The sequence below is a fragment of the Paenibacillus sp. FSL R5-0912 genome, assembly GCF_000758605.1.
Taxonomy (GTDB): domain Bacteria; phylum Bacillota; class Bacilli; order Paenibacillales; family Paenibacillaceae; genus Paenibacillus_AQ.
In genome coordinates, this window is record NZ_CP009282.1 from 7,429,950 (window position 1) to 7,442,739 (window position 12,790).

9 protein-coding genes are annotated in these 12,790 nt (G+C 53.7%); 1 reads left to right on the top strand and 8 read right to left on the bottom strand.

Features of this window, described 5'->3' with window-relative positions; genetic code table 11:
- Nucleotides 1-14 precede the first annotated feature (14 nt).
- Both R50912_RS31565 and R50912_RS31570 read right to left on the bottom strand, forming a co-directional pair.
- Nucleotides 15-1,331, bottom strand: a complete 1,317-nt coding sequence (locus R50912_RS31565; RefSeq protein WP_042240692.1) for a hypothetical protein — start codon at nt 1,329-1,331, stop codon at nt 15-17.
- Nucleotides 1,297-3,867 carry a DUF2339 domain-containing protein gene (locus R50912_RS31570; protein WP_042240696.1) on the bottom strand — a complete coding sequence of 857 codons (2,571 nt, stop codon included), beginning with the start codon at nt 3,865-3,867 and terminating at the stop codon, nt 1,297-1,299. The genes R50912_RS31565 and R50912_RS31570 overlap by 35 nt, the downstream gene beginning before the upstream one ends.
- Nucleotides 3,868-4,014: 147 nt before the next feature.
- Here R50912_RS31570 and R50912_RS31575 point away from each other — a divergent pair, with 147 nt between their 5' ends.
- Nucleotides 4,015-5,052: a copper amine oxidase N-terminal domain-containing protein gene (locus tag R50912_RS31575; RefSeq protein WP_042240698.1), complete on the top strand. Its 1,038-nt coding sequence runs from the start codon at nt 4,015-4,017 to the stop codon at nt 5,050-5,052.
- A 90-nt stretch (nt 5,053-5,142) separates the two neighbouring features.
- Here R50912_RS31575 and R50912_RS31580 read toward each other — a convergent pair whose 3' ends face one another.
- The 6 genes from R50912_RS31580 to R50912_RS31605 all read right to left on the bottom strand — a co-directional run bounded on the left by R50912_RS31580 (nt 5,143) and on the right by R50912_RS31605 (nt 12,755).
- Nucleotides 5,143-6,717: a sensor domain-containing diguanylate cyclase gene (locus R50912_RS31580; RefSeq protein WP_042240701.1), complete on the bottom strand. Its 1,575-nt coding sequence runs from the start codon at nt 6,715-6,717 to the stop codon at nt 5,143-5,145.
- A gap of 474 nt (nt 6,718-7,191) precedes the next feature.
- A complete protein-coding gene (locus R50912_RS31585; protein WP_039304788.1) occupies nt 7,192-7,440 on the bottom strand; it encodes a type B 50S ribosomal protein L31 in 249 nt (82 codons plus the stop codon).
- 241 nt (nt 7,441-7,681) lie between these two features.
- On the bottom strand, nt 7,682-8,470 hold the full coding sequence (locus R50912_RS31590) for an SDR family oxidoreductase (protein WP_042240705.1): 789 nt from the start codon (nt 8,468-8,470) through the stop codon (nt 7,682-7,684).
- Nucleotides 8,471-8,520: 50 nt separating this feature from the next.
- A complete protein-coding gene (locus R50912_RS31595) occupies nt 8,521-9,375 on the bottom strand; it encodes a diguanylate cyclase domain-containing protein (RefSeq protein ID WP_042240708.1) in 855 nt (284 codons plus the stop codon).
- Nucleotides 9,365-11,461 carry a cellulose biosynthesis cyclic di-GMP-binding regulatory protein BcsB gene (locus tag R50912_RS31600; protein ID WP_052416792.1) on the bottom strand — a complete coding sequence of 699 codons (2,097 nt, stop codon included), beginning with the start codon at nt 11,459-11,461 and terminating at the stop codon, nt 9,365-9,367. Before R50912_RS31600 ends, R50912_RS31595 begins: the two co-directional genes overlap by 11 nt.
- A gap of 43 nt (nt 11,462-11,504) precedes the next feature.
- Nucleotides 11,505-12,755: a glycosyltransferase family 2 protein gene (locus tag R50912_RS31605; protein WP_042240711.1), complete on the bottom strand. Its 1,251-nt coding sequence runs from the start codon at nt 12,753-12,755 to the stop codon at nt 11,505-11,507.
- Between the last annotated feature and the right edge of the window lie 35 nt (nt 12,756-12,790).

Consider the following 12,790-nt stretch of genomic DNA (forward strand, 5'->3'; position numbering starts at 1 on the left):
TTCGGCATCCCTTCCTATTTGGTCCGGCCCAGCTTACGGGCCACGATGAGAATAAGCAGCAGGGAGACCACGATAATAATAAGGTTGAATCCCCATTCACTCTGGAACCATCCGCCTTGTGCCGGTGACTCTGTCGGTGCCTCAGGTATCATATTCACTGCACCAAGCGTAGCTGTGACCCGCTTGTCCCCGGCAATCTGGTCTTTGAAATTAATAATATCATACTGCGGAGCAAGTGCCAGGGCATTGCCGTAGATTAGCGAATACAGTCCCTGCTCCTGCTCTCCTCCCGCAAAGACAAGGCGGTCCACCAGATATTCTATTTTCAGGCCGTTAATTGAAATCGGGGCATCATCCAGATCATAGATTATAATCCGCAGGGCAGCAGAGGAAGATGCGTGAAGCGGCTGGATGTCCGTCCGTGAAATCCGGGTATCCTTGAAATCGAGCCGGTACAGCTCCCCGCTGCCCGCCACCGGCAGCCTTTTACCGTCACTGTCATACAGCTCATACCGCCGCGAGAAATTCCCGGTGCTGCCGAGTGTCAGCCTGGCAATCTTCAGCCGGTCCTTGTTGCTGATGACGATCTCTGTGCGGTTCTCCACCCGGCTGATCTCATACTGCGGCGTCTTCTTCCGCATGAATCCGGCCATCTTCACCTCCCGGCTGCTGTCCACCAGGGTCAGGCCGGGGAAATCCAATCCCTCCGGATTACTCTTTACTACAAGCCGGTAAAAGCTGAACTTGCAGCTGCCTTGCAGCTCAATGCTGTCCGCACTTAACCCGTTCGTAGCGTACAAATCCCCTTTGGCCAGTGGCTCCCAGGCATTCCCGTCATAACCTCCCCACACCTCCACATGTTTCAGGAAAGACTCATCCGGAAGCTCAAACACCAGCTTGTTTCCCTGAATATCCACATGCTCAGCAAGCGGTGTAATCTGATAATCCAGCAGGGTGTCCGTTCCTTGATCCGCCCGGCGGATCAAAATCGATGAATAGGCAGTGCTGCGCTCCTCCACCGTTCCCTCTCCGCTCTCCAGATAATAAGGAACCGGCTCGCCGGTGCTGCTGGTAATACGCAGATCGCGCAAATCCTCCGCTGCCGATCCATACACGCCTTCATCCAGATATACCTCATAATAAGGGGCCGGCTCTGGAATTCCGATGGCCCGCGAGAACTTCCACTGCCCGCTGTCAGCCTTCTCCGCCAAGCCAGTTGCCGCTGCCGTGCCCTCCGCCGGATAAGCGGAGGTGAACAGCAGCAAGCCTCCCAGCACCGAGAGCAGCACTGCCGCCCTAGCTCTCCGGCTGGTCTTTCTCTGCGAGCGCATAGGCTTCCTCCATTCTGGCTGACACCCGCTGATAGAGATACGAAATCCCCAGCAGGCAGAGTCCGAAGCTGAAATAAGCGATGATCTTGCTGCCGGTGTTCAGCAGGGTCAGATCATAGAGCAGCAGCTTGCCCGTTGCCAGCAGTGACAGGCCCAGCCCGAAACGGCGGATGTACAAATACCGCCTGCGGAAGCCGTACATAATGAACAGCACCGAGAGCAGCAGGTAGACCAGACTGAACGCCAGTCCTCCATCATGCAGCCGGATCTGTACACCCAGGAATGCAGTAATCATCACCAGCAGATAGATACCCATAGCGACCGGAACCAGCTCCATATTCTTGGAATCGCGCAGGAGCGTTGTCCGCAGCAATCTTCCGCCGCTGAACCACACGAACAGATTGAAGAGGATAAGCAGACCCAGCACCAGAAGATCTGCCCCGGAGCTTCCGGACAATCCGCCTTGCAGGCTGGGCATCCCCAGCGTAATGCCGATGCAGATAGCATAAGTGATCCCGTACATCAGCATAACCATGTAGCCGACCACCGCATCATAGAGCACCTTAACCTTCGGCAGCCCATAGGCAAGGCCGGCCGTGAGCAAGGCTGCCAGCAGCAGCTTGTAGAATGTACTGTGCGCCATATTTTCCGGGACTGCCCGGTCGTACAGACGCAAGGCTTCATACACCAGATATACATAGAAATTCAGGATCGCCGCATATTTGAACCAGACTACACCCTGCACCTCGGCAGGTGAGCTGCGGAGCAGAAGCTCCTCCCGGGAAAGGCGGACCGCATAGAACAAGGCTACCGTAACCATCCCCGCAGTAATAAACGTATATTTCAGCTCAAAATACGGATTGCTGTAGATGACCACTGGGCTTAGCTCGGATATCCGCAGCAGCCCTTCAATGCCGAAGAACGTCCCCAGGCAGAGCAGGAGAATCCCCCAGCCCGAGCGTTCCACCGCCTTGAAGCGATACAGCTGGCCGTAGACCGTCAGAACCACTCCCTCAATCAGCCAGCCGATGGACCACCAGGCCGTTCCTAGCTGGAACGGGATCATCAGTACGGCAAAGGTCAGAGAGGTGGCGTAGAAGAGCAGTCTGCTCTCCCGTTCCTGCGGCATCCGCTTCTCCAGCAGAACGCCAAGCCCCAGGTACATCAGACAGAAGAACAAGGCAAGCGCACCTTTGAATTCGCCCAGACCTGCATCCTGGAAAAGAATATACAAGGTTACGCAGCTGATGGCCGTATTGCAGCCCAGCAGGCAGAAATCCAGCCACGCAAGCTTCGACTTGTATTTGAACGGGTACCAGAGTGTGATGCCCAGATACATGACAAAGGTCAATATAGCGCAGAGCATGACCGCTGCACTGCTGTCCGACAGATTAATCAGCAGCAGCATGGAGGGTATATTAAACAGGAAGCTGATGTAATTGACAATAACCCAGCGCTTGCGCAGGGAGACCAGCAGAATGAGCAGGTTCAGCACGAACAGATACCCCATAGCCGCATACACTGCGCTGCCTTCCAGCCCGAACGCCCCTATATAAGAGAACAGCGGCAGATAACCGCCGACAAGTCCCATGGAACAGATCGTCCGCGACTCATAGCGCAGCGATAACAGCACAGCGGATAGAGTGACCAGTACGGATAGACCGATCCCGGCCCATAAACCGATAATCTCTAATAAAAAATAGCTGTAAAAGATCGAGCCGTAGAGTACGGATACCCCGCCTCCGATCAGACCCAGGGCAAAGGCTCCCCTGCCTTTGCGGAACAGCCACTCGCCGCCGCCCAGCATGATAGCGCCAAGCAGAAAGAAGGCACTGCCCTTCATATAGTCGTTGAACCAGGTGGAATAACTGTATCTGAACCCGGCCCCCACTGCCAGAATCAGCAGCAGAATCCCCAGGCGGTTGATCCAGTTCAGCCCGATCTTCATTTCAATCCGGTTCTGCTTGCGGCGGCGCAGCAGCGTCTCCTCACTGACCCCCTCAGCGGCAAAGACATCCATACGGCTGTCAAGCGCCCCTGTCAGTGACTGTTCCACCTCACGCTGCCGTTTTCTGCGCAGCAGAATACTCTCATTCAGTCTCCCTTGCACCTCTCCCAGCATGGCGGCTATCTGCCCCTGGTCTTGCCCCAGCTCAGCTTGGGCACGTCTGAACGTGACATCAATACGCTGCCTGGTCTCCAGCTCGAAGGAAGTCAGCCTGTCGAGGTAGGCATTATTCTGCGAGCCAAAGTAGGTCTGCAGCTTCTGCCGCGATACCCGGAGAATGCCCAGCTTCTCATCCAGAATCTGCTCACTCAGTGCCGTCCGCAGCTCGGAGTTATCCTGCCGCAATATAGAAGCCTGAATTTTCAGTTCCCTGAGGATCAGCTTGTTCTCTTCATTCTCCTTCTTCAGCGCTTCGTTCTCATGAACCAGATCGCTGCTCTCATATTCCTCAATCAAAGCCTGGTATTCTTTCAAAAGCCCGTCCTGCTGCTGCTGTACAGCCCTCAGCCGATCTCTGAAATCCTCCATAGCGCCCCCCAGTGCCTGCTATCAGCAATTGTTAATATTTTCATTTTACTATATCTGCCCAGGTAATCCAGTGCAACATAATGCGTCCAACCAGCGTTAGAGAAATAACACATACTTACCTACTGACATACCCAAAGGAGCTGTCCCATGAAAACTTCGCTCAAAACAAGTGCAGCGCTCCTGACGCTGTCGCTGGCCCTCACTACCGGAGTGGTCTCCGCTGCTCCTGCAGCAACCGGCTCGAACCAGACCAATGATGCCCAGAGCAAAGCTGGCGCCTCATTACGCGCATATGCCATTGCCATTAACGGCACAGCCATCTCCGAGACCGGCTTTCAGCCTTCCGGCACCAAGGAGCCGCTGATTCCGCTGCGTACCGTCGCTGAGTCACTGGGCTTCAAGATTACCTGGAACATGGCAACCAAAGCTGCCGACTTAAATAAAGGAAATATATACACAACTGTGAAGAACGGCGAAGACCGCTATGTGATTAATAAAATGTACACCTCACTCGGAACCGCTCCGCTGACTAAGGCAGACAAAATGTATGTCCCCGCATCCTTCGTAAGTGAGGTACTGCATCAGACCATTAGTGTGGAGGGGAACAATATCGTGATCACTTCAGCCGTAGAGCATGTCCTTGAGACCGGCGTCATCACCGCCATCCGGAATTCCGGCGACACTTCCTCCATTCAGATTAAGGGTACCGGAACCGCAGGGCTCGTACTGAATGTCAGCGGAGATACGTTATATGAGAAGACCGACGGCACCAAGCTGTCCTTAGCCGATCTCCAGATTGGTATGACGGTAGAGGCCGAGCACGCAGTGTTCTCCACCCGCAGCCTGCCGCCGCAGACGCCCGCTTACCGGATAACTGTCCAGGATACAAAGGCTCAGGCCGATATGCTGGGTACGGAAGGCACGCTTGAAGAGATCATCAGGGCCGAAGACGGCTCACTCAGCCTCCGCATCAAGGGCAGCGCCCTCAGTGACCTGTCGCAAAGCGAGATCGTGCTTCGCCTGACGGAAGATACCCTGCTGGTGAACGGGAGCGGAGAAGCTGTAGAACCATCTGCTCTGGTGCAAGGCATTACGGTTATGGGCTTCTACTCCCCTGTAATGACCCGGAGTCTGCCGCCAATCGGAACCGCGCTCAAAGTCGCTGTGCAGGCCGTTCAGCCTTAAAGAATATTATGCCTATAGTTCAATAGAAAGCCCCCGGCCTCTGCATCGGCAGAAACCAGGGGCTTTGCTGTATGATGTCCGGGTAACCGGCTAACCCTTGGCCGCCTGCCGCACAGCGGGCTGGCGGCCGAGCGTGACTCTGTTCTTGCCCCTGGCTTTGGACTGATACAGCGCTTCGTCCGCCTCGCGGTATAAGTCCTCGAAGGTCACATCGCTGCGCTCGGTGAAGGCTATGCCAATGCTGACAGTCAGCTGGATGCTGTGCCCCCCGTCAAGCAGGACGATGTGCTCGCCCAGGGCAGCGCGGAAACTCTCCGCTTCTCTCAAGGCCTCAGCCTCGCTGCCGGCAAAGAAGCAGACCGCGAACTCCTCGCCCCCCACCCGGCCGGAAATTCCGTTATGTTGGTACACCTTCATAATCTTCCGGGACAAATCTACCAGCGCCAGATCTCCGGCCAGATGTCCATATGTATCATTAATTAACTTGAAATCATCGATATCGAACAGCAGCAGCGCCATTCCCGCCCCGTGCTGCGCGGAATAATTCTGCACCAGCCGCATGAAATGCCTACGGTTGTACAGGCCGGTCAGATCATCAACGGTAGCCTGATGCAGCAGCTCGCGTTCGTACCTCTTCTTCTCACTGAGATCACTGAAGACCATCAGCATACCTGTGGTTTCTGCGCGGGCCCGCTCTGTGGCAATCAGTGCGACGCCGAAACAGGCGCCGTCCTTACCGGAAGGCTCGATCTCGAACTGACCTTCCAACCGTTTGGTATAATGGTCCGAAATCTGCCCGTACTGCTTCAGTAGCAGATGTATGCTTCGGCCCCTCCAGGTCTCCGCCTTCTCCTCCAGCAGCCCGGAGAGCATCGCATCCGCGGCTTCATTGACATCAATAATATGGTCATAGCGATCCGTCAGCACAATGCCGTCTTTCATATTCTCGAAGATTTTATTCTTGGCAAGCGGATATAAGGATAGCCGCGGATCACGGAACAAGGAGAGGTACGCCACGATGATGGGCGGAAGATAGGTAAATGCAGTGAACCCGGTAATCGTAATTTTGAGCAGCGGAAGCAGAAAGACCGTCATTACCGGAATCACCAGCCCGAGCAGCAGCATCAGATTACGGCGGAAATAATATGCCGGAGCATTCAGGAGGGAGATCGCCAGTAAATAGACAGCATACAACCCGAACAGCTGGTCATACGCAATAAGGATCATACTTAACACCGTAGGCTTCACAGTAATTCCGGTAACACCTGCCACGGTTGCGAGCCCCACCTCGCTGCGCATCAGATGATGATAGGAATCGGTGAAGATCAGCACAACATCGAGCACGACCGGAATACAAAAGAAAATAAGCCTCTTGGCCAAACCCTCAGAGGAACGGGATACATACTCTTTAATAACGGCATAGGTAAAGATCGTACTCAAAAAAAGCGGGCCCTGCTGCATGTTCTTCCACCCTAGCTTGGCTTGAAAGGAATCCGACAGAATCTCTCCGGCCGTAGCCGCGAATATCAGACTGACCAGCAGCATCAATATCCATAAATAGCATCTTCCTGGTGTGTGGCGGTGCTTGAAAGAACCGATGCCCATGTAGAGACTTAGAACGCTGCCCATTACTAAATAAAACGGATAACCCTGCATCCACGGCATGTCATATTTCTCCTATTTTTGAGATAACTTTGCCTTATTATATCCTACTCCTTCGTACAAATGAATCATTCTTCCAAAAATACTACCTGTACCCAAAGTATAACCGTCCGTCCGCCGTTTCATGGAGATGCCTGAACATACACGAAGACCCTACGGGCAGCCCGTAGAGTCTTCAAAAGGTGAGAAGCGAATTTATAGTTATGCAGGATTCCAGTTGCTAGGGTGCTAAACCGGAGTAGAATCGGCGTAATCTCGATCTTCTCCGTCTTTTCAAGTAGTACATGGGTTAATCAACTACCTTTCGGAAAACACGCAGGCATGCCCTTCCAAACGTCTAATTGATACCTTCCACTTCCCACCTAAGCATTAATACCCGCAATGCAGGCCGCTTAAACAAGCGTACATAATAAACAAAGAGGATACTCCTTCACCATCTGCATGGATGCGGGAATATCCTCTATAGTAGGAATACCATTATTTCTTCTGTGCCAACCGTTGTTTGAACTTGTCAACACGGCCGCCAGTTTCGGTATCTCTTTGTTTACCTGTGTAGAACGGGTGGGATGCGGAGCTGGAGTCTACACGGATCACTGGATAAGTGTTGCCGTCTTCCCATTCCATCGTTTCACCGGAAGACTTGGTGGACGAGCTCAGGAATTTGTAGCCTACGCTTGCATCGAAGAAGATAACCTGGTTGAACTTAGGGTGTATGCCTTCTTTCATTGTAATAACCTCCTTTCCGTACTAATACAACTTCTATGGTATTATGAAGCCATCTCTTGGTCTATTTAAGAATTCCGGTTAGACGAAGGGAGATGCGTAAATCTTCCGATTTTTACACGCCATACTATCATACGTGAAAGCGGGCCGTGAGTCAACCTTTTGAACTGGAAAAAAGGCAGTTTGTCCATCGGTTATCCACCATCTGCAACTAGGCTGTTTCCCTCCGGCTCCGGGATAAACGTTAGAGCGATTTCACCATTCCGCCGTCGACAAGCAGGGATTGGCCGGTAATATAAGTATTGGCAAAAGAACCGAGAAATACTGCCGCTTTACCGAACTCCTCCGGAGTTCCTGTTCTGCCGAGCGGAATCCCTTTCAGCGCCTCCGCCTGGACCTGCTCAAGCGAAGTCCCCACCGCTTCCGCCCGTTTGCCGTCGAGCTGTAGAATCCGGTCTGTACCGATGCGTCCGGGCGCCAGACTGTTGATCAGAATGCCTTCGGGCGCAAGCTCCGTGGCCAGGCTCTTGTTCAGCGCGTTCACCCCTGCGCGGAACACATTCGAGAGAATCAGCCCCTGGATCGGCTGCTTGATCGAGACCGAGCTGATGCTGACAATCCGCCCTCCGCCAGCGCTGCGCATATGCGGCAGCGCTTCACGGATCAGGCGGACCGTGCTCATCAGCGTAAGCTCGAAGCCGCCGCTCCAGTCCGCGTCGGCCATATCCCCGAAGCTGCCGCCCGGAGGCCCGCCGGCGTTCGTGACAAGCACATCGAGGCCGCCTCCGAATCCGGCGGCCGTCTGGACCGCCCGTTCAATATCCTCCGGGCGGGTCACATCCATCTCTGCCACCGCTACCTCTTGCCCCGTTGCTTCATGTATTGCCAGCCGCGCCGCTTCCAGCTGCGCGAGGCTCCGGCTCGCGATCGTTACCTTCGCTCCCTCACGCGCGTATTCTAGCGCGGTAGCCAGCCCCAGCCCTTTGCTGGCGGCAGCCACCAGTACCGACTTTCCCTCAAGACCCAAATCCATAATGATGTCCTCCTGTCAGAATGGTCTCAAACATGTAACCTTACTCTGCATTATACATCGTACTCCAGCTGCTTTTTAGCCTGGACAATGAAATCCAGCGGATTCTCAATCTTGTCCGCCTCATACTCCACTGCCCCAATCTTCAGCCCCAGGTTCACTTTATACTTGCCGGAGAACTCGGTATCATTCAATTCCTGCAGCCGGAGCTTAATCCGCTCAATGACAATCTTGGCCCCTTCACGGTCTGTGAAGAGCAGGAGCCCCCAGGTGGCGTCCTCCTTGTCCAGCAGATACAGCGCGTCATTGGTGCGGATACTGGACTGGCTGAGCTGGGAGACATCATAGATCGCTTCGGACAGCTGCTCTTCCGGAATCAGACGGCGGATCTCATTCCAGTATTTCACCTTGACGACAAGCAGCGTCAGCGGAATGTGATACCGTGTCGATATCCCGGTGAACAGGCTGGCATCCTTCTGAAAAGAAATACTGTTACGCAGATCCGTATTCTCATCCACGGCGGCAAGATTGGCCGTCCGCTTCTGCAGGCGCTCATTCTCGGCCTGCAGCTCACGGCTGCTGGACGTGAAGACCCAGAGGACGACTGTAATCAGTGGAGTCATAATTAGCCAGAAGTACGTATTTACGCCAATCGATGCCCCTTCGGACACCGTTTGATAGACCACGAAGAAGCCGTATCCGAAGATAAACGCCAGATTCAGCGTCAGTCCCGCAGTTACCGTGGTGAAATACGTGACCAGCGCCAGTAGGAAGGCCACATTCAGAATAATGATGTTCTGTATATAGTGATCCGGAGAGCCGGCAATGAATACGGTGCAGGCAAACATCAGGACCAGGAAGGCCAGAAACCCGAGATCAGAGATTAGGCTGCTGCGGTTACGTCTCACGCTTATCACCACGTTTCTTCATATGTTTGCGGAGCAGGAGCAGCAGCGATACAATGACCAGCGTGATCATAAGAACAGCCGCAACCACAAAGCCCAGCACATCTGAACGCTCAATAATCTGCGCCACTGTTGATTCTTTGGCCGCGCCTGAGAGGGTTTTGAAGCGGTACGCATGAACCTGGCCGTCTTTATCTGCAGCCACACCGTCCCCGTAGACCTTCCAGCGGTCTTTCTCGCTGGCAATCAGCTTCGAGACCAGGTAGTAGCTCTCGGAGCTGACCGCTGTAACCGCAAGCAGGCCCCGTCCGCTCTCGTAGGGTGAGTCCAGCAGCTGCAGCGTACCGATGCCGGCCCCGTACTGCTCCTCGATCGCTATTTTCTCATTGGACAGCAGGGTTGAGCCGTCTTTGTTGTATTTGAAGAAGAGCTTGTCGTTGTTGTCGCGGATCACCTTGTTGTTCTTATAAGTGCCGATGGCAATGATGTTGTTGTCCTTCAGATTATCCGCAGCCACATCATCGCTGTAATAATGGACATCGCCGGTGTTGCCTCCGGCGTATTGGCCAAGCATGTTGAAGATATTGCCCAGACTCTTATAGGCATAGTCGTCCATCTCCTGCGGCAGAACGACCGCTACACGGTTGAAGATGCCGTCCCGCAGGAACGGGTACGGATAGTTGCTCAGCAGCAGCTCTGTGCGGTCCTTCGTGTTCAGGCGCATCATCGATTCCTTGCTGATATATGCCCAGGGCATCTGCTCCGTATTCGGTGTACAGATGGCATTCGCCATCTCCAGATCAAAAGCCACCGTGACCGAGAAGTTGCCGGAGATGTTCAGGCTCTGCGGCACATCCAGAGTCAGCACATCACCGTCAGCCAGTTCCTTCGTCAGCTTCTTGCTGCCGACCGGCGTATTATTGATGCTCACCGTCACCAGTGAGCGCTCAAAATCCAGATTCCCCGCATAGCGGAAATCGAGGCTGATTTTGCCGTCATCCGCAATCGAGCGGTTGGACGGCAGCGAAACGAAATAAGTCTGCTCCTGATGATTCGGTCCGGTCAGCTTATCCCCAGTCTCTGTGAATGTAACATTCGAGCTGATGGGCGGCGCCGGGTCTGCTACAGCGGTAGCATCATCCACTAGTTTCAGGTCTTCGCTGCTCTGGCTCAGCAGCTCCCCGCTGGCCATGAAGCGTCCGGCCTTGATCAGCAGGCTCTCATCCCTGGAGGTAACCACCAGCACCGGTGAGGAATCCATGTTCACCAGCTGGATCACGGCATGGGTGCTAAGATCAGCTGTAGTGCTCACCAGCTTCTTCAGCGGGCCCGGCAGATGATCATACATCGCTACCAGCACTACTGCACGCTTGTCCTTCAGGGCTTCCTCACGGTAGGGCAGCAGCGGAATCGTCTTATCGTTCAGCGTATTGCCTTTGGCGAAGCCCGTCAGGGCGTAGGTAGCGCTCTCCAGTTCAGACCCTGTGGCATTCTCCGGCACGGCCAGCAGGCTTTGTCCTCTTTTCACCGTATCCATCCCTGAGAATCTGGCACTGAAATCGGCAATCCCGCCCGTTATCGCCTTAGGCACGTACTTCACGGATATATTGGAGGTATTGAACAGATGCAGCCAGTTGTCCTGCGTATTGTCTATACTGCAGAGCTGATAATCCCCCGTATCGGTCTTCAGATTCCCCTGAATACTTAGTGTGTTGCTGCCTTCCTTAAGGAAGCCCTTGGGCGCTGGAACGCTCAGGCTCTGCTCCCCGTTATTCTCAGTAGACGGTCTGAAGGAGTAGAACGGAATGCCGTTAAGCGACAGTGTCACACTTGACTGCTGGTCCGCATTAATCTGTGACACCTGAAAATGCAGCCTGATGTTCACCGCCTCGACGTTCCAGTAATCCATGACTGTGAAATACTGCTGCTGGGAACTTGTGCCCGTCAGAGAGATCTCACTGCCCGTAAATGAAGTCTCGTAAGTCATCGTGGCGTCACCGGGAAGCACTGCTGCTGCCAGTGCCGCAGGAATTTGAACCAGGAAAAGGGAGAGGCAAATCAGCCCTATCATTATCTGTTTTTTCATCATGTTCCGTATCTCCTGTATCGCTTATTTCTTCTCCTCCGGCGCTTCAGTAACGCTCGGTTTTGTACCATTTGGCTTCCCGTTTGAAAATGACGTCTTTGAGATAGTTATACAGTCCGTAAGCGGCAACCACCATCCACAGCTGGCAGTACGAAACATACATCAGCAGAATGATCCACAGGTTCGACAGGCTCATCTCGCCTTTCTCCGTTGTCAGCGTAACGAAGATTCCGACCACGAATAGAACAATGGCGAGCAGCCACAGGAAGCTGCTGAGCCCGGCAATGGTCGTATGGACGTACCCCATCGCATGAAGGACAAGCAGAACATCAGAGGTGACCAGCGAGATCAGGAGCAGGAAATAGATCGAGACATAATACAGGATATCGAAGCGGATCTTCGCCGCCTTCCGGTCGAAGAGGAGCGGAAGATTCTTCACAATGACATAGATATTCCCCTTCGCCCAGCGTGTCCGCTGCTTGAACCAGACCTTCACCGTCTGCGGCTCCTGCTCCCAGGTGACCGATTTCGGCTGGAACTTGATCCGGTACCCCATCATATAAATGCGGAAGCTAATCTCCGTGTCCTCGGCAATTGCCTTGACATCCCAGCCGCCGATACTCTCTACAATAGACCTGCGCATAATGAAATTCGTTCCCGGAATCGTACAGAGCTTAAACAGCTTCCAGCGGCCGGCTTGTGCCATCCATTGAAACGACAGCGTCTCAATATTAATAAACCGGGTCAGCAGGCTTGCATCGCGGTTGCGGGTTCTGAACTTGCCGATGACTGCTCCCAGGGTGGAGTCATTCATGATCTCAGCCACAAGATAGCGCAAAGCGGTGCGTTCCGGTGTATTGTCAGCATCATAGATGGCAATGAGCTCCCCCTTGCTGCGGGTGAAGCCAATGTTCAGCGCATTGGATTTTCCTTTGCCGCCGCTAATAGCATCCGTATTAATGATGATCAGATTGCGCTGCGGATTCCTCTGCTGGATATCGCTAAGCAGCTCCGCGCTGTTATCCGAGGAATTATCGTTGATGACGATGATCTCATACCGGTCATGCGGGTAATCGAGCGCCAGCAGGGATTCCACCGTTTTGCTGATGACCACGCCCTCGTTATGCGCAGGGACCATAATCGTCACCATCGGATACTCACCCCTGATCTCCGGCACTGCCTTATTCTCAGTTTCAATATAGTACAGGTAGCCCGCTATAATCAGCGCTACATTCACCAGCAGCAGTGACCAGATGCAGATCACCGCAATGACCATCAGCACGTCTGAGACCGTCATATTATTCTCCTAATGTTGTTTGATTTTTCCGGATT

Bases quoted from the DNA above. Each gene is read 5' to 3' on its own strand.
- R50912_RS31565 (WP_042240692.1), bottom strand. From the start codon at position 1,331: ATGCGCTCGCAGAGAAAGACCAGCCGGAGAGCTAGGGCGGCAGTGCTG.
- R50912_RS31570 (WP_042240696.1), bottom strand. From the start codon at position 3,867: ATGGAGGATTTCAGAGATCGGCTGAGGGCTGTACAGCAGCAGCAGGAC.
- R50912_RS31575 (WP_042240698.1), top strand. From the start codon at position 4,015: ATGAAAACTTCGCTCAAAACAAGTGCAGCGCTCCTGACGCTGTCGCTG.
- R50912_RS31580 (WP_042240701.1), bottom strand. From the start codon at position 6,717: ATGCCGTGGATGCAGGGTTATCCGTTTTATTTAGTAATGGGCAGCGTT.
- R50912_RS31585 (WP_039304788.1), bottom strand. From the start codon at position 7,440: ATGAAAGAAGGCATACACCCTAAGTTCAACCAGGTTATCTTCTTCGAT.
- R50912_RS31590 (WP_042240705.1), bottom strand. From the start codon at position 8,470: ATGGATTTGGGTCTTGAGGGAAAGTCGGTACTGGTGGCTGCCGCCAGC.
- R50912_RS31600 (WP_052416792.1), bottom strand. From the start codon at position 11,461: ATGATGAAAAAACAGATAATGATAGGGCTGATTTGCCTCTCCCTTTTC.
- R50912_RS31605 (WP_042240711.1), bottom strand. From the start codon at position 12,755: ATGACGGTCTCAGACGTGCTGATGGTCATTGCGGTGATCTGCATCTGG.